The following is a 20,547-nucleotide window of genomic DNA, read 5'->3' as shown; positions in this document are numbered from 1 at the left end:
GGTCCTTAGGCTAGTAGTTCGGTCTTGTCGCTGAACGGCAAACTCAGGGCGGTCGCGACTCGCTCACACAACAGCTTGCCGGCATGTGTTGAAAGGCCATTCGCCAGGGCGGGATCTAGCTGGCAAGCCGCATGCCAGCCCTGATCGGCGAGCTTCAACACATACGGCATCGTCGCATTGGTCAGGGCAAAGGTGGAGGTCTTGGGCACCGCACTGGGCATGTTCGCCACGCAGTAGAACTGCGTGTCGTGGACTGCGAATGTTGGGCAATCGTGTGTGGTCGGGCGTGAATCTTCGAAGCATCCGCCTTGGTCGATGGCGATGTCCACCAGGACTGCACCCGGTTTCATGTGTGCGACCAGTGAATTGGAAACCAACGTGGGTGCCTTGGCGCCGGGTACCAGGACGGCTCCGATCACCAGGTCTGCCCGTTTCACGGCATCTTCGAGTTCGTAGGTCGACGAGTACCGGGTGCGCACGCGTACGCCGAACTCGGCGTCTAGCTCGCGGAGCCTGTTGATGTTGATGTCGAAAATTGTCACGGTTGCGCCCATGCCGCTCGCGATTCGCGCGGCGTTGTAGCCGGCGCTGCCACCACCGATTACCACGACGTCGGTGGGTTCGACGCCGGGAACCCCGCCCATGAGCAGGCCGCGGCCACCGTGGGTTCGCATCAGGTGATAGGCCCCGACTTGAGCGGACAGTCGTCCGGCAACTTCACTCATCGGAGCCAACAAGGGCAGCCCGCCATCGGGGGTCTGAACGGTTTCGTAGGCGATTGATGTTGTGCCGCAAGCCAGCAATGCGTCGGTGCAGGCTCGTGAAGCGGCCAAATGTAGATAGGTGAACAGGATTTGGCCGCTCCGCAGTCGGCCATACTCGGCCGGAATTGGTTCCTTGACTTTGAGTAGTAGGTCAGCGTCGGCCCACACATGTTCGGCAGCGTTGATCATTTGGGCGCCGGCCGCCTTGAAGTCTCCGTCGGTGATCGCCGAGCCTTCTCCTGCTCCGGCCTGGATCAGCACCTCGTGACCGCGACGAGTCAATTCCGCGACGCCAGCCGGGGTGATGGCCACCCGGTATTCGTTGTTCTTGGTTTCGGTCGGAATTCCGACTCGCATCATCTCCCCCTGCCCGGATTGGTTGACTGCCGTCCTTCAAGTGTGAAGAAAGTTCGAGGGGAGCGCAATGAAGATGACGATACTTCGATATATTCGGAATATGTCCGATGAAAAATCATTATTGGCCGACCGACTACGGGACTCGCCGAAGGATGTTCGGTCAGTCGAACTCGATGAGGTGGACCGCAGAATCCTGAGCGTGCTGCACGCCGACGCGCGAATTGCCAACAATGCGCTCGCCGAGTCGGTCGGAATCGCGCCGTCAACGTGCCATGGTCGGGTTAGGCGGTTGGTCGATGACGGTGTGATCCGCGGGTTCTATTCCGACATCGATCCCGTCGCAGTTGGATTGCCTCTGCAGGCGATGATCTCGGTCACTCTGCAGTCCCACGCGCGCGGGAAGATTCGCACCTTCATCCAGCAGATCCGCCGCAAGCGGCAAGTGATGGATGTCTACTTCCTGGCTGGAGCCGACGATTTCATCCTGCACGTCGCCGCACGCGATACCGAAGGCCTGCGATCTTTCGTCGTGGAAAACCTCAACGCCGACGCCGACGTCGCCGGCACCCAGACGTCGCTGATCTTCGAACATCTGCGTGGAGCCGCGCCCATCTAGTCCGGACGGGACCTCTGGAAGGGCTGGCTATGATCGTTGGATGCCTGGTCCATCCGCGACGGCGACCGTGCAGATAGCCGCCCTTCCCGAAGTGGTGTACGAACTCATCACCGATCTGCCGACGCTGGCGTCCCTAGCCGAGGAGGCGGTGGCGATGGAGTGGTGTGGAGATGCGCCCAGCGCCGATGCAGTTCTTCCAGGTGCGGTGTTCGTCGGGCACAACGTCAGTTCCCGCCGGCGCTGGACCACTAAATGCACTGTCACCGACGCAGAACCTGGCCGCGTCTTCGCGTTCGATGTGCGGCACACGGTAGTCCCGATTGCGCGCTGGCGGTACGACATTACTGCGGCCAAAGACGGCTGCCGGGTCACCGAGAGCACGTGGGACCGGCGGCCCGGCTGGTTACGCAAACTCGCCCGGCATGCCACCGGCGTTCCCGATCGCGCGGCCGCGAACGCCGAGCATATTCAGCTCACCCTGCAGCGCCTAAAACAGCGCGCCGAAGCTGGATAGCTAGCCAGACCGCGGCTGGTGCTTCAGCTGCGGAGACTACCTAGCGGCGATGCTGCACAAGGGCGAGGACGAGATGCTGGTCGGGTCTCGCGGGCCGAGGACGGGCGCGTGGTTATTGACCGTTAGCTCAGCTTTGGCACGTTGGCCGGTATAGCCGATAGCCCACGTGGGCGACATTCACACCGGGCAGCGGGTTCCACGTGAACGTTCGGCCGTCCACGTGGAAGTTCTGTTGCTCGTAAAAGCGGCGCGCCTTGTCGTTCTTCTCCGCGCACCACAAGATCAAGTCTTTTTCAGGATTCAAGAGCAGGGCCGCGTTGAGCAGGCGGCTACCGATGCCGTGCCGTTGGCTTTCCTCGGCAATATAAAGAGCGTCGATGTGAATGCGATTATCGTATGCGGGCTCCGGACCGAAGATGCTCATGCCGAGCGTCTTGCCGTCGGACTCGGCGATCCACATCGCCCACCCGGTACGACTCAAGCTCTGCGGATAGAATTCCGCAGCCCACCGGCTTGCAGGGCCCAGCAGGTCGAGAACCGCCGTGGTCAAGATGCCAGTCCAGGACTGCCGCCAAACCGGATAGTGCATCTCGGCGACGCTGGTGAAATCGACCCGCTGTGCTTCGCGGATCGTAATGTCGCTGGTTTTCACGTGTGCACCTCCGCTGCCGCAACCTACCGCGTCAAACCATCTGAGCCTAGGGACTTGCTGGTGTAGTTGACAGCAGCCACACGTTTGTCCGATAGAGCGGTGTGTTCTTTGCGTTTGTCGAATGGTCAGAGTTGTGGAATGGCCTGGACATTTTGTTAACCACATCGCGAACGAATATATGTAATACCAGCAAACACTAACCGCCGAGAATGCTCTGTCACCATTGATGGGCGGTTGCCGGCAGTTTCGATGCCGTCTTGTGGTCGCCGAGCGTGTGTCACGAAGAAGGCTGCTCGATGTGCGGAGGCCGGCCGCGAGCGTCGGCGCGGTCGATCCGCGGCCAGGCGATGGTGACTGTGCAGACCGACCCGCCTACCTGGGTAGGGCCGATCAGCTCGGTCTAGGGTGAAAGACATGCGGGTTGGGGTGCTCGGAGCTAAAGGCAAAGTTGGGGAGACGATGGTGGCGGCCGTCTTGGCGGCCGAAGACCTCACATTGTCCGCGGAGGTCGACGCTGGAGATCCGCTGAGCCGGCTGACCGACTCACACACCGAGGTCGTCATCGACTTCACCCATCCGGACGTCGTGATGAACAACCTGAAGTTTCTTGTCGACAACGGAATTCACGCGGTCGTAGGCACCACCGGCTTCACCGCCGAACGGCTGCAAGAGGTGCGGTCGTGGCTGGCGGCTAAACCAGGCACCGGTGTACTGATTGCGCCGAACTTCGCTATCGGGGCAGTGTTGTCGATGCACTTCGCAAAGCAGGCCGCACCGTTCTTTGACTCCGCCGAGGTCGTTGAGCTGCATCATCCGAACAAAGCAGACGCACCGTCGGGCACAGCCACGCGCACTGCCAAGCTAATCGCCGAGGCTCGAAAAGGCCTAGCGCCCAACCCCGATGCCACCACTACAAGTGTGCCAGGGGCACGCGGCGCTGACGTCGACGGAATCCCAGTGCATGCGGTGCGGCTGGCTGGAATGGTCGCGCATCAGGAGGTGCTGTTCGGTACCGCGGGCGAGACGCTGACCATCCGTCACGACAGTCTCGATCGCACCTCGTTTGTGCCCGGTGTGCTGCTGGCCGTGCGTCGTATTCACCAGCGTGGCGGTCTCACGGTTGGCCTTGAGCCGCTGCTCGATCTGCCATGACGACTGCCGTGCGCACGGTAGGCATCAAGGTGCTGATCGCCTTCATGTGCGTTGCGATGCTGGGCTACTTTGTCATGCTCGGTCGCATCGCCGTCGCGATGGTTGGTTCGGGTAGGGGCGCCGCGGTCGGCCTCGGGGTGGCGTTGTTGATCCTGCCTGTCATCGGTCTGTGGGCCATGGTTGCAACTCTGCGAGCAGGGCTTGCGCACCAAAAGCTTGCCAGGCTGATCGCCGACGACGGAATGGAACTGGACGTCGGTGCGCTGCCAAGACGGGCGTCGGGTCGATTTGAGCGTACGGCGGCTGATGAATTGTTTGATGCGGTTCGCGGTGAGCTGGAGGAACAACCCAGCGACTGGCGTCGCTGGTACCGGTTGGCGCGGGCTTACGACTACGCCGGCGACCGGCGCCGCGCCCGGGAAGTGATGAAAAAGGCTGTCGAGTTGCAGGCGCGTCAATGAGCAAGACGCTGTTGGTGGTGCATCATACTCCGTCACCGGCCACTCGCGAGCTATTGGAGGCGGTGCTCGCCGGAGCCAACGCCCCGGGCATCGAGGGCGTCGATGTGGTTTCGCGCCCGGCTTTGGCGGCGAACCTCTGCGACATGCTTGATGCCGACGGCTATCTGTTTGGCACCACAGCGAACTTCGGCTACATGTCCGGGGCGCTCAAACATTTCTTCGACACCGTGTACTACCCGAGTCTGGATCATGTCGCTGGTCGTCCCTACGGTCTGTGGGTGCATGGCAACAACGACACCGTGGGCGCCGCGGCCTCCGTCGGCAAGTTGGCTACGGGGTTGTCGCTGACCAAGGCTGCCGAGGTGCTCGAGGTGGCCGGTGCCATAGGAGTTGGCGGGCGCGACAGCGCCTTTGAGCTCGGCGGCACGCTCGCGGCGACATTGATGGAGTAGCGAAGAGCGGCCGGAGAGAGCCATGCGGCGCCAGCGGGCCTAACGCTGTTGCGGTCAGATGACGCATTCGACCGGTTGATGTTAAGACGGTTGCCGCCAGCGTTAAGAAGCCGTAAATGCATTAGATACCAACGCCTTTCAGTCGGCACTGGAAAGGTGTCGATTGCTAATCTTATCCCGATATACAGGATGCCGCCAGCTAATTCACAGAATCTAAGTAGCTAATTCACAGGATTTGTTCCGCAATTGTCGCTGGGTGCATTTCGAACGCGAGGAGCTATCGATGTCATTCGTGACTACGCAACCAGCCGAGTTGGCCGCTGCGGCCGGCAAGCTGGAGGCCATCGGGTCGACTATGGACGCGCAGAACGCGGCCGCTCTAGCCCCAACCACCACGGGCGTGGTTCCCGCAGCCGCAGACGAGATATCAGCGCTTCAGGCTTCACTGTTCACCGCGTACGGCACCCTTTACCAAAAGATCAACGCCGACGCGGCAGCCATGTATCAGACGTTTGTGCACACCCTTGGGGTCAGTGCCGGTACGTATGAGGCCACAGAGGCCGCCAACTCATCAGTAACCGCGATGCCTTTGTCAGATGCCGCGAGCCTGGCCTCCTCGGTGACCCACAAGATGCCCGCTTGGGTGTCTGCTCTCGCCAATATGACGAATATCGGGGTGGGGAACTGGGCTTCGGCGACTTCGGACTTGATCGGCCTTGCCGGCGGCAGTCTTCTTCCGGCTGCTGAAGAGGTCGAACTGGGTGAACTAGGTATAGAGGCGATCGAGGGCGCCGGTTTAGCGGATCTGGCGGCTACGGAATCGGCCGTCAGCACCCCTGTATCGGCGGGCGTGGGCGCGGCGTCTTCGGTTGGCGCGGTTTCGGTGCCGCCCAGCTGGGCGGGACAGGCCACGTTGGTGTCGAGCTCGGAGACTGGTGTCCTGCAGGGCGCAGGCTGGACCACCCCAGCCGCGCAGCCGGCGCCGGCGATTCCCGGAGTACCGGGTTTGGCCTTGGCCGCGCGCAGCAGCGCGGGCTTCGGTGCGCCGCGGTACGGCGTCAAACCCATCGTCATGCCCAAGCTGACCACCGGCTAGGGAAGCAGGCGTCAACGGAGCCGTACGCAACCGAAAAGCAGCGATATTCGTGGACAGAAACGGAACAAAATAACAATGGATTTCGGTGCTCTACCCCCTGAGATCAACTCCGCACGGATGTACGTCGGCGCCGGTGCGGCACCGATGATGGCCGCCGCGGCGGCGTGGAACGGCCTGGCCGCCGAGCTGAACACGACGGCAGAGTCTGTCGAGTCGGTGATCGCGCAGCTCAATACGGAGCAATGGATGGGTCCGGCATCGATGTCGATGACCGCTGCCGCCCAGCCATACCTGGCCTGGTTGACCTACACAGCCGAAGCCGCCGCCCATGCCGCCTCGCAAGCGATGGCATCGGCTGCGGCGTTCGAGGCGGCGTTCGCCATGACGGTTCCGCCGGCCCAGGTTGCCGCCAACAGGGCTCTGCTGGCGCAGCTGGTCGCGACCAACATCCTGGGTCACAACACGCCGGCGATTGCCGAGACCGAGGCGCACTACGCGAAAATGTGGGCTCAAGACGCGATGGCCATGTACGGCTACGCGGCCTCCTCGGCGACAGCCGGCGCGTTGAACCCGTTGATCGCTCCGTCGCAGGCCACCAACCCGGCGGGGTTGGCCAGCCAGTCCGCCGCCGTCGGACATGCTGCCGCGTCGGGCGCGGCCGCTCAGGTGGGGCTGGGGTCGCTCATCCACCGACTGCCGAGCGCCGTCATAGGCCTTGCTTCGCCGCTCGCGTCGGCTAGTAACGCGACCGGACTGGACGGAATTGTTCAGGAGATCGAGACCATGCTCAGCACATCGTTCGTACAAAATGCGGTCAACGGCCTAGTCAACACCGCTGCTTGGTTCTCTATGGCCGGCATCTCCACCTCAGTGTTCCTGGGAAACGCACTCAGTGAACTGACCCCAGCAGCCGAGGCTGTCTCCGCCGGCGTCGCGCCAGCCGCCGCAGCAGCGGTGGGTTTAGCGCACACGGTAGCGCCAGCGAGCCTAGGCGGGGCGGCTTCGGTGGGCGGGCTGTCAGTGCCGACGAGTTGGTCTGCCGCTGCCCCCGAGATGACTTCCGGGGCTACGGCGTTGGAGGGCACCGAATGGGCCGTACCGGCAGAAGAAGCCGCACCGATGGCAGGAATCCCCGGACTGCCGGGAATGGCAACGGCCAAAGGCGGGGCCGGCGCTACTGCCGGACCGCGCTATGGGGTAAGACCGATCGTGATGCCCAAACAGGTTGTCGTCTGACGTAGCTGGACAGGACGCAACTGTGTAACGGGTTTACCGTCAGCAGCTCGCCAGCACGCCGTAATCTGTTGGCATGCGGCCCCTACCGCGCGTCGATCACAGCGGTCCCCGGTGTGTCCTGATTCGTGCCTGTGCTGACCATCGATGAGCTCGGTGGCGGGCGGTTGTGCGAGCAGTTCTCGTCCATCGTGTTCGTTGCACAGGTGCGGCGGGATCGGCGCGGTGATCAGTACGGCACCCCGATGACCCCGCTGATATCGGGTCGCGGTGAGGTTTCGCTCCGAACCATTCGTGCGGCGAGCGAACTGGGCGTCCAAGCGGTCGCGATCGATACCGACAACCAGATCGGCGTTGCACGCTCGGGCGGTGTCGCGCGGCATGCGCCAGGCCGGGAATCGGTCGCCGCCTTCGAGCTTGGCGGCCTTATGGATTTCGCGGACTCCCGCTTCCGGAACACCGGGCTGCGGTGCATCTGGTCTGCTGAACAAATGAAAGCGATGGTGAATTGACATGACCACACTGGACCTTTCCGGGCGCACCGCGATTATCACTGGCGCTTCACGGGGAATCGGGTTGGCAATAGCGCATCGACTCGCCGCGGCGGGGGCCAGCGTGGTGCTCACCGCGCGCAAGCAGGAGTCCGCGGACGCGGCGGCCGCAGAAATCGGAGACCGGGCGCTGGGAGTGGGCGCCCACGCTGTCGATGAAGATGCCGCACGACGTTGCATCGACCTCACCCTCGAGCGCTTCGGCAGCGTGGACATTTTGATCAACAACGCTGGGACCAACCCGGCCTTTGGGCCACTGACCGAACAGGACCACGCTCGCTTTACGAAGATCTTCGATGTCAACTTGTGGGCCCCGCTGATGTGGACCTCGCTCGTCGTCAAGGCCTGGATGGGGCAACACGGCGGTGCAGTGGTCAACACCGCTTCCATTGGAGGCCTGGATTATGCACCAGCCATGGGTATGTACAACGCCACCAAGGCTGCGCTCATTCACATGACCAAGCAACTGGCCTTGGAACTTTCGCCAGGTATCCGAGTCAACGCGATTTGTCCGGGTGTGGTGCGGACCAGGCTCGCCGAGGCGCTCTGGAAAGACAATGAGGACCCGTTGGCGGCGACGATTGCGCTCGGGCGTATCGGTGAACCAGTCGACGTAGCGGATGCGGTCGCCTTCCTGGTTTCGGATGCCGCAAGCTGGATCACCGGTGAGGCCATGGTCATTGATGGCGGTCTGCTCTTGGGCAATGCGTTGGGATTCAGGTCCCAGTCGGGCGCTGGGCAATGACCGCCGATGGCGTCGCCGCGGACCTGAATGCGAGGGTGCGGGCACTGCTCGACCAGCACGACCCGACCACCAGCGGCGCGCAGAATTTTCTCGGTGCCCGGTTCGACGCAGGGTTGGCCTGGGTTCATTTTCCGTCCGGCAGTGGCGGGCTTGATCTGCCGCGCACGTATCAGGCGCAGGTCGATGCCCAGCTCGCTGCCGCGGGCGCGCCCCCGGCGGGCGGCGGCAGAAACTTCATTGGGTTGGGTATGGCCGCACCGACTATCGCGGCCTTCGGTACAACCGAGCAGAAATTGAAGTTCCTACGTCCCTTGTTTATTGGCCAACATATCTACTGCCAACTGTTCAGCGAACCGGGAGCAGGGTCTGACTTGGCAGCCTTGGCGACCCGTGCCGTCCGTGACGGCGCGGACTGGGTTGTCAACGGCCAGAAGGTCTGGACCTCGATGGCGCAGCATGCGCAGATGGCGATCCTGGTCGCACGCACCGATCCGAATGTGCCCAAACATGCGGGTCTGAGCTACTTTCTTTGTGACATGACCCAACCCGGTGTTGACATTCGGCCGCTGCGCCAGATCACCGGCGAGGCGGAATTCAACGAGGTGTTTCTCACCGACGTCCGGATTCCCGACGCCAACCGGCTCGGTCCCGAAGGTGGCGGCTGGCAAGTAGCGACGACCACGCTCAACAATGAACGCGTTGCCATTGGTTCGCAAACCGGCGTCCCCCGAGAAAGCGGGATGATCAGCCAGGTCGCGAAAGCCTGGCGTGACGACTCAGCGCTGCGTAATCCTGCGATGCACGACGAGTTGATGCGGCTATGGGTCGAAGCGGAGGTGTTGTGTCTCAGCGGCGAGCGGCTGCGACAGCGGGCGGAAGCCGGACAGCCCGGACCAGAAGGCGCGGGTATGAAGGTGGCATTTGCCTGCCTTGCACAGCAGATCTCGGGTTTTGAGATTGAGTTGCACGCCGAAACTGGTCTGCACTACGACGACTGGTCCATGCGCAGACCCGATACCGTCGACCTGACCGGTCGGGGGCCTGGCTATCGATACCTACGGGCACGCGCCAATTCAATCGAGGGCGGTACCTCAGAGATCCTGCGCAACATCATCTCTGAGCGGGTCCTGGGGTTACCCGGCGAACATCGTGTCGACAAGAACGTTGCCTGGAAGGACCTGGACAGATGAGCAGGCGCAGCGTGGGAAATCTGCTGTACTCCGACACCGACGAGGCTTTGCGAGACAGTGTCGCGCAACTGTTTGCCCAACAGTGTCCGCCTGAATCGGTCACTCGGCTCTACGATTCCATGCCACCAGATTTCTCCGCGGTGTGGCAGGTGCTGGCCGCCGACTTGGGCGTGGCGGGTTTACTGGTGCCCGAGTCGCTCGGCGGCGCCGGGGCCAGTGCACGCGAGGCCGCAGTCGTGATGGAGGAGATCGGCCGGGCGGTCGCACCGGTACCGTTTTTGTCCAGCGCCGTGCTCGCCACCGTTGCGTTGTTGTGTGCTGGCGACACCGAAATCGTGTCAGCACTGGCCCGAGGTGAGGTGACCGCGGCGCTGGCGGTGCCGTTGTGCACCGCGCCAGGAAGCCCGGTCTCGGGAGTGCGCACTGGTTCCGACGGCTTGTCCGGACGGATCAGCAGTGTCGCCGGCGCCTGCGAGGCCGATGTCCTGGTGGTGCCGGTCATCGGCTCGGATGGACTTGAGCTGCATACCGTGGCCCGGGTCGGCGACGGTGTCGAGGTGTTGCCGCTGTTGGCCTTAGATATGACGAGACCTCTCGCCGAAATTCGGTTGTCGGGGGCGCCGTCATCGCGTGTCGGTTCGGCTTCGGGCGACGCGGCAGTAGCGACCGCGATTTCTGCGGCGCTGCAGATGGGCGCCGGTTTGCTCGCGTCGGAGCAACTCGGCCTTGCCCAGTGGTGTTTCGATACCACGCTGGCCTATGCCAAACAGCGCAAGCAGTTCGGTCGTGCCATCGGCTCGTATCAGGCGATCAAGCACCGGCTCGCAGACCTTTGGCTGGAAGTCGGTTCGGCGACCTCGGCGGCTCGCTACGCGGCCGACACCTGTGCGACAGGCGACGAAGATGCGGCCATTGCCGTGTCCATCGCCCAGGCTTATTGCAGCGGCGTTGCGCTACACGCTGCCGAGGAGTGCATACAACTACACGGCGGCATCGGGATGACCTGGGAGTATCCGGCGCATCTCTACTTGAAGCGGGCCAAGAGCGACCAACTGGCCTTCGGCACCGCATACCGTCATCGTGCCCGGCTGGCCGAGTTGGTCGACCTACCTGTGAGCTAACGCGGTCGCGGCGGCAACACAAAGTTGCAGGAAGACAGTATTATCTGCGCGGCTTCGCAGCCGCGCGCGAGGGCTAGCCCGGCAGTGCCGCGCCAAGGACGTTGGTGAGCGCGGTCCAATGCCGCGCGGCGGCAGCGGCGTCGTAGGACGGGTTATCTGGCACGGCGAATCCGTGGGCGGCCTGGTACCACTCGATGCGGTGCGTCACACCCGCCGCGGTCAGCATTTTGGCGAGCTGTTCGGCGTCTTCGTTGGTGAACAATGGGTCGTTCTCGGCGCCACCCAGGTAGACCATCGCCGATATCCGGCGGACCAGCAGGTGCGGGCTTTCTGGGCTGTCGGTGATCATGCCGCCGCCGTGGAACGACGCCGCGGCCGCCACCCGATCCGGCTGCCGCCCGGCCACCACCACCGACATCCGACCACCCATGCAATAACCACACACGCCGAATCTTTGGCCGGTCACCTCGGGGCGGCCGGTCAAGTAATCGAAGAATGCCGCGGCATCGGTGTTGATCCGCTCCGATGTCAGGCTGGTGATCATCGACATGATTCGCTTGCGCTCCGGTGCGTCGGTGAACGCACTCGCCATATCGAACGGCGCCCAGCCGCCTTCGCGGTAATACACGTCGGGAAGAAGCACGGCGTAACCGAAGTCGGCGAGTCTGGCTGCCATCTGATCGAAGATGTCACGCACCCCGCCGGCGTCGGGCAGCATGACTACGCCGGGCCAGGGGCCGGGGCCATCGGGGGTGAACAGACCGACAGTGCATGTACCGTCGCCGGTAGCGACGCCATCGTTGATATTCGGCATGGTTTCCGTTGTACTCTGGGCGCCTCGCCGGTGGTTTGGTGGCGTCGATCCGCCGCGCCCGGCTTCGCCGCGCTTGCGATCGCCGCTAAGCTAACGGCGTGCCGATCGCGACTCCTTACGAGGACGTGCTGCGTGAGGTGCTCGACACAGGTACGGCAAAATCAGACCGCACCGGCACCGGAACACGCAGCCTGTTCGGCCGGCAGATGCGCTACGACTTGTCGGCCGGCTTCCCGTTGCTGACTACCAAGAAGATCCATTTCAAGTCTGTTGTCTACGAGTTGCTGTGGTTCCTGCGTGGCGATTCCAATGTGGGGTGGCTGCACGAGCATGGCATCACGATATGGGACGAGTGGGCCAGCGACACAGGGGATCTTGGTCCGATCTACGGTGTGCAGTGGCGGTCTTGGCCGGCCCCCTCGGGCGTACACATCGATCAGATCAGCGCCGCACTCGATTTGCTGCGCACCGATCCAGACTCCCGGCGCATCATCGTTTCGGCCTGGAACGTCAGCGAAATCCCCGAGATGGCGCTGCCGCCGTGCCACGCGTTCTTCCAGTTCTACGTGGCCGACGGGCGGTTGAGCTGCCAGCTCTACCAGCGCAGTGGCGATCTGTTCCTCGGTGTGCCGTTCAACATCGCCAGCTACGCCCTGCTCACGCACATGATGGCCGCACAAGCCAATCTTTCGGTCGGCGAATTCATCTGGACCGGTGGTGACTGTCATATCTACGATAACCACGTCAAGCAGGTCCGTGAACAGCTGTGTCGCCAGCCGCGCGCGTACCCGAAACTTTCTCTCGCCGAAAGAAATTCAATTTTTGACTACACATACGACGATATCGTCATCGACGGCTATCATCCGCACCCGGCGATCAAAGCCCCAGTAGCAGTATGACGGTGGGCCTGATTTGGGCTCAGTCGACGGCTGGGGTGATCGGGCGTCACGGTGGTATCCCGTGGCGGCTGCCCGAGGACCAAAGCCGCTTCAAAGAGCTCACTATGGATCACACTGTGGTGATGGGGCGGCGGACCTGGGAGTCGTTGCCGGCAAAGGTTCGGCCACTGCCCGGCCGCCGAAATATCGTTCTCACCCGGCAAGCCGGCTTTACGGCGGTCGGAGCGAAGGTATGTGGTTTTCTTGAACAGGCGCTTACCGAGCCCGACACCTGGGTGATCGGTGGCGCGGAAATCTATGCGTTGGCGATGCCGCAGGCGACCCGGTGCGAGGTCACCGAGGTAGATGTTGAGCTGCAGCGGGACGACGCCGATGTCCTGGCGCCGGTGCTCGATGATTCGTGGCGTGCCGAGACCGGGGACTGGCTGGTCAGTCGATCCGGGCTGCGCTACCGGCTACACAGCTACTACCGGCCATGAGCGAAGTTCGCCCTATGTGTTTCCCTCGGCAATGTCGCGGCGGCTCATGGGCACCCTGACCGCGGGGCAAGCCCGTCGGGTGGCGGTCGCGGCGCAAGGCTTTGACCAGCAGAAGTTGGCTGGCCCGATCACCCGTGCACATCTCAAGCGACTGATTTCACGGATTCACGTGTTGCAGCTGGATTCGGTGTCGGTGGCGGTGCGTGCCCACTACGCGCCGATATTCAGCCGGCTCGGACCTTACGATCGCGATGTTCTTGACCGAGCTGCGTGGGGTCGGCGTTCGGCACGGCTGCTCATCGAATACTGGGCGCACGAGGCCGCGTTGATGGCCGTGGACGACTGGCCGCTGCTGCGCTGGCGGATGCGTCACTACCGGCACGGTCGCTGGGGCACTCAAGTGGTCAAGGCAAACCCGCAGCTGGTCGACGACGTTGTTGCAGCCGTCGCCGAGCTAGGTCCTAGCACGGCCGGCCAGATCGAGGCGCACCTTGACGCCGAGCCGCGCGGAGCAAACGGCCCCTGGTGGGGGCGCAGCGACACCAAATGGGTGGCCGAGGCGCTGTTCGCGTCCGGTGTGCTCACAACGGCCACTCGGGTCGGTTTCGCGCGCCACTACGATCTGGCGGAGCGGGTGCTGCCGCCGACGGTCCTGGCCCGGCAGATCGACGATGACGAAGCCATTCGTGAACTGGCGCTGCGCGCTGCCACCGCGCTGGGAGTGGGCACCGAGGCCGACATCCGCGACTACTTCCGGCTGTCGGCCCGGCAGATAAAGCCAGCTATCGCTGATTTGCTGGCCGCGGGTCAGATCGAACGGGTAGATGTTGCTGGCTGGTCGGCTCCGGCATATCTGCGTGCCGGCCGAACGGTGCCACGCGTTGACCGAGGCACTGCCTTGTTGTGTCCGTTCGACCCGTTGATCTTCTTCCGGCCGAGAGTCGAGCGAGTATTCGGCTTCCACTACCGCATTGAGATCTACACGCCGGCAGCCAAACGCCGGTACGGCTACTACGTATGGCCTTTCCTGTTCAATGGACGCCTGGTTGCACGGGTCGACCTCAAAGCTGACCGTGCAGCCAACGCATTACGCGTGGTTGGCGCCTACGCCGAGCCCCTTGATGCTGTCCAAGTGTCCCGGGCGCAGGTTGCCGCAGCGCTCGCCGCAGAGCTGGAGTCGATGGTTTCCTGGCTTGGGCTAGGCGGATTCGCCGTCTCCGGTAGGGGTGACCTGGCCGGGGAGTTGCGCGCGATTGCCAAGCGGGTCAGCTGATGAACCGAGGTACGTCCCAGCAGCTTTCGACGACGAAAGATATCAAAGACACACTCTGGAAAGCCGCCGAAAAGCTGCGCGGGTCTCTTTCGGCCAGCCAGTACAAAGACGTCATTCTGGGGTTGGTGTTCCTCAAGTACGTTTCCGATGCGCAGGATGAACGAGAAGAACAACAGGGCAACGGTTTCGTCGTGCCGCCGTCGGCGCACTGGAAGCGTTTGGCGAGCAAATCAACATCTCAGAACACAGGTCAGCTCGTCGACGCGGCAATGAACGCTGTGATGTCGGCAAACCCCGCGCTAGCTGACACATTGCCCGCGCACTATCACAAGGTCGATCAGCGTCGGCTGGGGGAGTTGATCGACTTACTCGGCACCGCGAGATTTAGTGGGCAGGGTCAGCACCGCGCCCGTGACCTGATGGGGGAGGCTTACGAGTATTTCCTGGGTAACTTCGCCCGCGCGGAAGGAAGGCGCGGCGGTGAGTTCTTTACCCCGCCTAGCATCGTCCGCCTGATCGTCGAAGTCCTCGAACCGTCGGGCGGACGAGTCTACGACCCGTGCTGCGGCTCTGGCGGGATGTTTGTGCAGACCGAAAAGTTCGTCAGTGAGCATGACGGAGACACCAGCGCCGTCTCCATCTACGGCCAGGAGAGTGTCGAAGAGACCTGGCGGATGGCCAAGATGAACCTCGCCGTGCACGGCATCGAGGACACAGGGCTGGGCACGCGGTGGGGCGACACGTTTGTCGCCGATCAACACGCCAATGTGCAGATGGACTATGTCATGGCGAATCCGCCCTTCAATATCAAGGATTGGGCCCGCGATGAGCAGGATCACCGGTGGCGCTTCGGCATTCCACCCGCTGGCAACGCGAACTTTGGCTGGATCCAACACATTTTGTCTAAGTTGGCGCCGGGGGCTAAGGCTGGTGTTGTCATGGCCAACGGCTCGATGTCGTCGAACACGGGCGGGGAGGGTGATATTCGGGCTCGGATCGTGGAGGCAGACCTGGTGTCGTGCATGATCGCCTTGCCCACGCAATTGTTCCGCAACACCGGGATTCCAGTGTGCGTGTGGTTTTTTGCCACCGACAAGACAGCTGGTGGCAGGATCAACCGCTGCGGACAGGTGCTGTTCATCGACGCCCGCAGACTCGGCTACCTGGTAGACCGTGCTGAGCGCGCCCTGACCAGCGAGGAAATCACCCGTATCGGAGACACCTACCACGCGTGGCGGGGAACCCCCTCAGCGGTTGCGAAAGAAATTTCTTACCAAGATGTTTCAGGATTCTGTAAGTCAGCGACGCTAGATGAAATCAGAACTGCGGGCTACGTACTCACGCCGGGACGCTATGTGGGCGCCGCGACAACTGACAGTGACGGGGAGCCAGCCAGGCAGAAGATCGCTCGGCTGACAACGGATCTGCTGGCTGCGCTCGACGATTCCGCACGATTGGACAAGGCGGTACGGGAGCAAGTGGTTCGAGTGGAGCAAGCGCGGTGGAGGTGAGATTGGGCGATCAGCTCGATTTCCGCAACGGGAGTTGCGCGCCAGCGCGAAAAGCGACCGGGCGGTTTCCCGTGTATGGCGCCAACGGGCCGATCGGTTATACGGGCGAACATAACGCACGCGGCCCACTGATAGTGGTTGGCCGCGTTGGATCGTATTGCGGCAGCGTTCATTACTGCGATTCCGATATCTGGGCGACCGAAAACGCGCTGGTATGTCTGGCGAAGAACCGGCAAGAGACGCAATATTGGTATTACGCACTGCAAACCTGCAAGCTCAATGAACATCGCGCCGGAACCGGGCAGCCTCTACTCAACCAGGGAATTCTCCGAGATATTTCAGTCCAGACTGTTTCCGGGCCCGACCGGTTGCGGGTAGCCCAGTTGCTGGGCGCCTTCGATGAGAAGATCGCGGCCAACCGACGTGTGATCGCGGCCGCAGAAGCATTGATGGTCGCCACGGTGGAGTCGATCTCTGATGAAGTACCGCTATCTTGCCTGGCTGATCGGTCGACCGTATCGCTCAACCCGGCTGACTTCGACGACGTGGTCGCCCACTTCAGCCTCCCGGCCTTCGATGAAGGCGCACAACCCCAAATCGTCGATGCGGGACTGGTCAAAAGCGGCAAGTTCCTCCTGTCGGAACCCTGCGTGCTGTTCTCCAAACTGAATCCCAGAGTCCCGCGAATCTGGAATGTGATGGCTCTGCCCGTGGAAATGGCAGTGGCAAGTACAGAGTTCGTGGTACTGACACCCAAATTTGGCGACACGTCGGCGCTGTGGTCAGCAGTGCGCCATCGCGATGTCACCGACGCGCTGCAGCAGAAAGTTGCCGGAACCTCGGGGAGTCACCAGCGGATCCGGCCTGCAGAATTGCTCGACGTTCGAGTGCCAGATGTCCGAGGTCTTAGCACCGGGACAACGCAGGCGATCACCGCCCTGGGCGGGCAGTGCCAGGCGCGTCGAACCGAGTGCCGATGGCTGTCCGCATACCGCCGCTTGCTGTTGCCGCTCGTGGTCTCGGGCGAACTTGCGGTTTAGCGGCGAGCCCGCACGGGGCACCCGAGCGGACCGAAACATGTCCTGCGCAGACTCGGCGCCACCAGTGCGACGGCGGCCGCCGATGGTCGGGTTAGGGTGAGCGCCGTGGCCGAGACGGCGCAGCTGCGCGTGCAACTAGTCGCCAAGACCGATTTCCTGGCTCCTCCGGAGGTGCCCTGGGTCACCGACGCCGATGGTGGCAGCGCACTGGTCGAGTTCGCCGGCCGAGCCTGCTACCAGAGTTGGTCCAAGCCCAATCCCCGCACTGCTACCAACGCCGGATACGTGAAGCACGTCATCGAGGTTGGGCACTTGTCGGTGCTTGAGCACGCGAGCGTGTCCTTCTACATCACCGGAATCTCGCGCTCGTGCACCCACGAGCTGATCCGGCATCGGCATTTGTCCTACTCGCAACTATCGCAGCGCTACGTGCCCGAAGGCGACTCGCGGGTCGTCGTACCGCCGGGAATGGGCGACGATCCTGAGTTGCTGCAGATCTTGGCCGACGCCGCCGACGAGAGCCGCGCCGCATATGCGGAGTTGCTGGCCAAGCTAGAAGCCAAGCTCTCTGGGGGTGAGACGACGACAGATAAGCTGGGCGTCCTGCGGAGAAAACAGGCACGCCAAGCGGCCCGTGCCGTACTGCCCAATGCGACCGAAAGCCGCATCCTGGTGACCGGAAACTACCGAGCCTGGCGGCACTTCGTCGCGATGCGGGCCAGCGAGCACGCTGACGTGGAAATTCGGCGGCTGGCCGTTGAGTGTCTCCGGCAACTCGTCGGCATCGCGCCCGCGGTGTTCGCTGACTTCGAGGTCAGCGCCCTGGCTGACGGTACCGAGGTCGCCACCAGCCCGCTCGCCACCGAAGAGTAGTGAGGCGTGAATCGGAGTGAGGGGAAGCCCACCGTAGGGGCAGACACAACACCATCGGGTACCCAGCGGCTTGCTGCCGCCAGGTAACCTTGGAAGCCGTGACCACCGTCGAATTCGACGTTCCTGCACGCCTGGGAACCTTGCTGACAGCGATGGTGACACCGTTCGCTGCCGATGGCTCTCTTGACACCGTTGCGGCGACGCGACTGGCCAACCATCTGGTGGATCAGGGGTGCGATGGTCTGGTGGTCTCGGGAACCACCGGCGAGTCACCAACCACCACCGATGATGAGCGGCTTGAGCTGCTCCGTGTCGTGCTGGAGGCGGTGGGGAACCGGGCCCGTGTCGTCGCAGGCGCAGGTACTTACGACACGGCGCACAGCATCAGGCTGGCCAAGGCATGTGCGGCCGAAGGCGCGCACGGCCTTCTGGTGGTAACCCCCTACTACTCGAAGCCGCCCCAGACCGGGCTGGTGGCGCACTTCAGCGCCGTTGCCGACGCGACGGACCTGCCGGTTCTGCTCTACGACATCCCCGGGCGGTCTTGCGTACCCATACAGCCCGACACGCTTCGCGAGCTGGCGCTACATCCGAACATTGTCGGAGTGAAGGACGCTAAGGCCGATCTGCATAGCGGTGCCCAAGTGATGGCCGACACCGGGTTGGCCTACTACTCCGGCGACGATGCGCTCAATCTGCCGTGGTTGGCCGTGGGGGCCGTCGGCTTTATCAGCGTGATTTCTCATCTCGCGCCCGGTCAGCTTCGAGAGCTATTGGCTTCGTTCGGTTCCGGAGACGTTGCCACCGCACGCAAGATCAACCTGGCCGTCAGCCCGCTCTGTAACGCGATGAGTCGCTTAGGTGGGGTGACGTTGTCTAAAGCGGGGTTGCGCCTGCAGGGCATAGAGGTCGGTGATCCCCGGCTGCCGCAGATGGCCGCGACGCCGGAGCAGGTTGCCGCACTGGCCGCGGACATGCGCGCCGCTTCGGTGCTTCGATGAATGGCACCGGCCGGGCAGCTCCGGCGGTGAAATACCAGTGAACGAAGAACTCGCCCCGCCAGGTCCGCTGACTTCGGGCGGGTTGCGGGTTACGGCGTTAGGTGGCATCAACGAAATCGGCCGCAATATGACGGTTTTCGAGCACCTAGGCCGGCTGTTGATCATTGATTGCGGAGTGTTGTTCCCTGGGCACGACGAGCCCGGAGTCGACCTGATCCTGCCCGACCTCCGTATCATCGAAGACCGACTCGACGACATCGAGGCGCTGGTGTTAACCCACGCGCATGAGGACCATATTGGGGCGATCCCCTTCCTGCTCAAGCTGCGGTCCGATATCCCGGTGGTCGGTTCGAAATTCACGTTGGCGCTGGTTGCCGCGAAATGCCGTGAACACCGCATCAAGCCGGTGTTCGTAGAGGTTGCCGAGGGGCAGAGCAGCAGGCACGGGGTTTTCGAGTGCGAATTTTTCGCCGTCAATCACTCGGTTCCCGATGCGCTGGCAATCGCGGTCTACACGGGCGCTGGCACTGTGCTATTCACCGGCGATATCAAGCTGGACCAGCAACCACCCGATGGCCGTCCCACCGATTTGCCCGGTATGTCGCGGCTCGGAGACGCTGGTGTGGATTTGCTCTTGTGCGACTCGACCAACTCCGAGATTCCCGGTGTCGGGCCTTCCGAAAGCGACGTGGGCCCGACGTTGCACCGGCTGATTCGAGGAGCCGACGGGCGCGTCATCGTGGCGTGTTTCGCCTCCAATGTGGACCGGGTGCAGCAGATTATCGACGCTGCTGTCGCACTGGGGCGGCGGGTGTCATTCGTCGGGCGATCGATGGTGCGAAACATGAGCATCGCCCGCAAGCTGGGATTCTTACAGGTATCCGATTCCCAGGTGATTGATATCGGAGCTGCCGAGATGATGGCGCCCGAGCAGGTGGTGTTGATCACTACCGGCACCCAGGGCGAGCCGATGTCGGCGTTGTCGCGGATGTCGCGCGGCGAGCATCGCAGCATCACGTTGACCGCGGGTGATCTCATTGTCTTATCGTCATCGCTGATCCCGGGCAACGAAGAGGCCGTTTACGGCGTGATTGATGAGCTGTCCAAGATCGGAGCCCGCGTTGTGACCAACGCCCAAGCTTCGGTGCATGTGTCAGGTCACGCGTGCGCCGGGGAGCTGTTGTTCCTGTACAACGGGGTGCGGCCGCGTCACGTCATGCCGGTGCATGGGACGTGGCGGATGCTGCGCGCTAACGCCAAGCTGGCTGCTAGCACGGGAGTGCCAAAAGAGTCGATCCTGTTGGCAGAGAATGGTGTCAGTGTCGACCTGGTCGGTGGCCGGGCCAGCATTTCGGGGGCGGTTCCAGTCGGCAAGATGTTTGTTGATGGCCTGATTACCGGTGACGTCGGCGACATCACCTTGGGCGAGCGACTCATTTTGTCCTCGGGTTTTGTCGCGGTCGCTGTGGTGGTCGAGCGCGGCACCGGGCGTCCTGTGGCGGCGCCGCAACTGCATTCACGGGGGTTCTCCGAGGATCCCAAAGCGCTCGAGCCGGCCGTGCGCAAGGTCGAGGCAGAGCTGGAAGCGTTGGCCGCTGACAACGTCACCGATCCGATTCGGATCGCTCAGGGGGTGCGTCGCACAGTAGGCAAGTGGGTGGGGGAAACCTACCGTCGGCAGCCGATGATTGTGCCGACAGTTATCGAGATCTGAGCCGCCGTTCCCGCAAGAGACTGGCAGCATCGCTGCTTA

At 62.9% G+C, this 20,547-nt stretch carries 22 protein-coding genes; 19 read left to right on the top strand and 3 right to left on the bottom strand.

Features of this window, described 5'->3' with window-relative positions; genetic code table 11:
- Window positions 1–5: 5 nt before the first annotated feature.
- Window positions 6–1,121, bottom strand: a complete 1,116-nt coding sequence (gene ald / locus ACO07W_RS03465) for an alanine dehydrogenase (RefSeq protein WP_421840826.1) — start codon at window positions 1,119–1,121, stop codon at window positions 6–8.
- A gap of 100 nt (window positions 1,122–1,221) precedes the next feature.
- On the opposite strand from ald, the gene ACO07W_RS03460 reads away from it, so the two are divergent.
- Both ACO07W_RS03460 and ACO07W_RS03455 read left to right on the top strand, forming a co-directional pair.
- Window positions 1,222–1,737, top strand: a complete 516-nt coding sequence (locus ACO07W_RS03460) for an Lrp/AsnC family transcriptional regulator (RefSeq protein WP_421840824.1) — start codon at window positions 1,222–1,224, stop codon at window positions 1,735–1,737.
- A gap of 40 nt (window positions 1,738–1,777) precedes the next feature.
- Window positions 1,778–2,251, top strand: coding sequence for an SRPBCC family protein (locus tag ACO07W_RS03455; protein ID WP_421840822.1), 474 nt, complete (start codon window positions 1,778–1,780; stop codon window positions 2,249–2,251).
- A 127-nt stretch (window positions 2,252–2,378) separates the two neighbouring features.
- On the opposite strand, the gene ACO07W_RS03450 is transcribed toward ACO07W_RS03455, so the two are convergent.
- Window positions 2,379–2,903 (bottom strand): GNAT family N-acetyltransferase, encoded by a 525-nt coding sequence (locus ACO07W_RS03450; RefSeq protein ID WP_421840820.1) that lies wholly within the window; start codon window positions 2,901–2,903, stop codon window positions 2,379–2,381.
- Between the two features lie 414 nt (window positions 2,904–3,317).
- Between ACO07W_RS03450 and dapB the strand changes: the two genes are divergently transcribed.
- The 9 genes from dapB to ACO07W_RS03405 all read left to right on the top strand — a co-directional run bounded on the left by dapB (window position 3,318) and on the right by ACO07W_RS03405 (window position 10,904).
- Window positions 3,318–4,055 carry a 4-hydroxy-tetrahydrodipicolinate reductase gene (dapB, locus tag ACO07W_RS03445; RefSeq protein WP_421840818.1) on the top strand — a complete coding sequence of 246 codons (738 nt, stop codon included), beginning with the start codon at window positions 3,318–3,320 and terminating at the stop codon, window positions 4,053–4,055.
- Window positions 4,052–4,516, top strand: coding sequence for a hypothetical protein (locus tag ACO07W_RS03440; protein ID WP_421840816.1), 465 nt, complete (start codon window positions 4,052–4,054; stop codon window positions 4,514–4,516). Before dapB ends, ACO07W_RS03440 begins: the two co-directional genes overlap by 4 nt.
- Window positions 4,513–4,968, top strand: a complete 456-nt coding sequence (locus ACO07W_RS03435; RefSeq protein WP_421840814.1) for a flavodoxin family protein — start codon at window positions 4,513–4,515, stop codon at window positions 4,966–4,968. The genes ACO07W_RS03440 and ACO07W_RS03435 overlap by 4 nt, the downstream gene beginning before the upstream one ends.
- A 283-nt stretch (window positions 4,969–5,251) precedes the next feature.
- Window positions 5,252–6,064, top strand: coding sequence for a PPE family protein, SVP subgroup (locus ACO07W_RS03430; protein ID WP_421840812.1), 813 nt, complete (start codon window positions 5,252–5,254; stop codon window positions 6,062–6,064).
- 75 nt (window positions 6,065–6,139) lie between these two features.
- Entirely contained in the window at window positions 6,140–7,300 is a 1,161-nt protein-coding gene (locus ACO07W_RS03425) for a PPE family protein (protein WP_421840810.1), read from the top strand.
- Between the two features lie 125 nt (window positions 7,301–7,425).
- A complete protein-coding gene (locus ACO07W_RS03420) occupies window positions 7,426–7,809 on the top strand; it encodes a hypothetical protein (RefSeq protein WP_421840808.1) in 384 nt (127 codons plus the stop codon).
- 1 nt (window position 7,810) lies between these two features.
- Entirely contained in the window at window positions 7,811–8,593 is a 783-nt protein-coding gene (locus ACO07W_RS03415) for an SDR family oxidoreductase (protein WP_421840806.1), read from the top strand.
- Window positions 8,590–9,783, top strand: a complete 1,194-nt coding sequence (locus tag ACO07W_RS03410; RefSeq protein WP_421840804.1) for an acyl-CoA dehydrogenase family protein — start codon at window positions 8,590–8,592, stop codon at window positions 9,781–9,783. Before ACO07W_RS03415 ends, ACO07W_RS03410 begins: the two co-directional genes overlap by 4 nt.
- On the top strand, window positions 9,780–10,904 hold the full coding sequence (locus ACO07W_RS03405; RefSeq protein ID WP_421840802.1) for an acyl-CoA dehydrogenase family protein: 1,125 nt from the start codon (window positions 9,780–9,782) through the stop codon (window positions 10,902–10,904). Before ACO07W_RS03410 ends, ACO07W_RS03405 begins: the two co-directional genes overlap by 4 nt.
- Window positions 10,905–10,977: 73 nt before the next feature.
- On the opposite strand, the gene ACO07W_RS03400 is transcribed toward ACO07W_RS03405, so the two are convergent.
- Window positions 10,978–11,718: an alpha/beta fold hydrolase gene (locus ACO07W_RS03400; protein WP_421840800.1), complete on the bottom strand. Its 741-nt coding sequence runs from the start codon at window positions 11,716–11,718 to the stop codon at window positions 10,978–10,980.
- Window positions 11,719–11,816: 98 nt separating this feature from the next.
- Between ACO07W_RS03400 and ACO07W_RS03395 the strand changes: the two genes are divergently transcribed.
- The 8 genes from ACO07W_RS03395 (at window position 11,817) to ACO07W_RS03360 (ending at window position 20,508) form a co-directional block, all read left to right on the top strand.
- Complete coding sequence (locus tag ACO07W_RS03395) at window positions 11,817–12,617, top strand: thymidylate synthase (RefSeq protein ID WP_421840798.1); 801 nt, start codon at window positions 11,817–11,819, stop codon at window positions 12,615–12,617.
- Window positions 12,614–13,096, top strand: a complete 483-nt coding sequence (locus ACO07W_RS03390; RefSeq protein ID WP_421840796.1) for a dihydrofolate reductase — start codon at window positions 12,614–12,616, stop codon at window positions 13,094–13,096. The genes ACO07W_RS03395 and ACO07W_RS03390 overlap by 4 nt, the downstream gene beginning before the upstream one ends.
- Before the next feature lie 46 nt (window positions 13,097–13,142).
- Window positions 13,143–14,369: a winged helix-turn-helix domain-containing protein gene (locus ACO07W_RS03385; RefSeq protein ID WP_421840794.1), complete on the top strand. Its 1,227-nt coding sequence runs from the start codon at window positions 13,143–13,145 to the stop codon at window positions 14,367–14,369.
- Complete coding sequence (locus tag ACO07W_RS03380; RefSeq protein WP_421840792.1) at window positions 14,369–15,880, top strand: type I restriction-modification system subunit M; 1,512 nt, start codon at window positions 14,369–14,371, stop codon at window positions 15,878–15,880. The genes ACO07W_RS03385 and ACO07W_RS03380 overlap by 1 nt, the downstream gene beginning before the upstream one ends.
- Window positions 15,871–16,920, top strand: a complete 1,050-nt coding sequence (locus ACO07W_RS03375; protein ID WP_421840790.1) for a restriction endonuclease subunit S — start codon at window positions 15,871–15,873, stop codon at window positions 16,918–16,920. Before ACO07W_RS03380 ends, ACO07W_RS03375 begins: the two co-directional genes overlap by 10 nt.
- 105 nt (window positions 16,921–17,025) lie before the next feature.
- Window positions 17,026–17,793 carry an FAD-dependent thymidylate synthase gene (gene thyX / locus ACO07W_RS03370; protein WP_421840788.1) on the top strand — a complete coding sequence of 256 codons (768 nt, stop codon included), beginning with the start codon at window positions 17,026–17,028 and terminating at the stop codon, window positions 17,791–17,793.
- Window positions 17,794–17,891: 98 nt separating this feature from the next.
- The gene (dapA, locus tag ACO07W_RS03365) at window positions 17,892–18,794 is read left to right on the top strand and encodes a 4-hydroxy-tetrahydrodipicolinate synthase (RefSeq protein ID WP_421840786.1); all 903 of its coding nucleotides are present in this window, start codon (window positions 17,892–17,894) and stop codon (window positions 18,792–18,794) included.
- 37 nt (window positions 18,795–18,831) lie between these two features.
- Window positions 18,832–20,508 carry a ribonuclease J gene (locus tag ACO07W_RS03360; RefSeq protein WP_421840784.1) on the top strand — a complete coding sequence of 559 codons (1,677 nt, stop codon included), beginning with the start codon at window positions 18,832–18,834 and terminating at the stop codon, window positions 20,506–20,508.
- Window positions 20,509–20,547 lie beyond the last annotated feature (39 nt).

The sequence above is a fragment of the Mycobacterium sp. genome, assembly GCF_965230835.1.
Taxonomy (GTDB): domain Bacteria; phylum Actinomycetota; class Actinomycetes; order Mycobacteriales; family Mycobacteriaceae; genus Mycobacterium.
The sequence above is the reverse complement of the archived record's forward strand: the minus strand, read 5'-3'. Positions and strand labels throughout refer to the sequence as shown.

Bases quoted from the DNA above. Each gene is read 5' to 3' on its own strand.
- ald (WP_421840826.1), bottom strand. From the start codon at position 1,121: ATGCGAGTCGGAATTCCGACCGAAACCAAGAACAACGAATACCGGGTG.
- ACO07W_RS03460 (WP_421840824.1), top strand. From the start codon at position 1,222: ATGTCCGATGAAAAATCATTATTGGCCGACCGACTACGGGACTCGCCG.
- ACO07W_RS03455 (WP_421840822.1), top strand. From the start codon at position 1,778: ATGCCTGGTCCATCCGCGACGGCGACCGTGCAGATAGCCGCCCTTCCC.
- dapB (WP_421840818.1), top strand. From the start codon at position 3,318: ATGCGGGTTGGGGTGCTCGGAGCTAAAGGCAAAGTTGGGGAGACGATG.
- ACO07W_RS03440 (WP_421840816.1), top strand. From the start codon at position 4,052: ATGACGACTGCCGTGCGCACGGTAGGCATCAAGGTGCTGATCGCCTTC.
- ACO07W_RS03435 (WP_421840814.1), top strand. From the start codon at position 4,513: ATGAGCAAGACGCTGTTGGTGGTGCATCATACTCCGTCACCGGCCACT.
- ACO07W_RS03430 (WP_421840812.1), top strand. From the start codon at position 5,252: ATGTCATTCGTGACTACGCAACCAGCCGAGTTGGCCGCTGCGGCCGGC.
- ACO07W_RS03425 (WP_421840810.1), top strand. From the start codon at position 6,140: ATGGATTTCGGTGCTCTACCCCCTGAGATCAACTCCGCACGGATGTAC.
- ACO07W_RS03415 (WP_421840806.1), top strand. From the start codon at position 7,811: ATGACCACACTGGACCTTTCCGGGCGCACCGCGATTATCACTGGCGCT.
- ACO07W_RS03410 (WP_421840804.1), top strand. From the start codon at position 8,590: ATGACCGCCGATGGCGTCGCCGCGGACCTGAATGCGAGGGTGCGGGCA.
- ACO07W_RS03405 (WP_421840802.1), top strand. From the start codon at position 9,780: ATGAGCAGGCGCAGCGTGGGAAATCTGCTGTACTCCGACACCGACGAG.
- ACO07W_RS03400 (WP_421840800.1), bottom strand. From the start codon at position 11,718: ATGCCGAATATCAACGATGGCGTCGCTACCGGCGACGGTACATGCACT.
- ACO07W_RS03390 (WP_421840796.1), top strand. From the start codon at position 12,614: ATGACGGTGGGCCTGATTTGGGCTCAGTCGACGGCTGGGGTGATCGGG.
- ACO07W_RS03385 (WP_421840794.1), top strand. From the start codon at position 13,143: ATGGGCACCCTGACCGCGGGGCAAGCCCGTCGGGTGGCGGTCGCGGCG.
- ACO07W_RS03380 (WP_421840792.1), top strand. From the start codon at position 14,369: ATGAACCGAGGTACGTCCCAGCAGCTTTCGACGACGAAAGATATCAAA.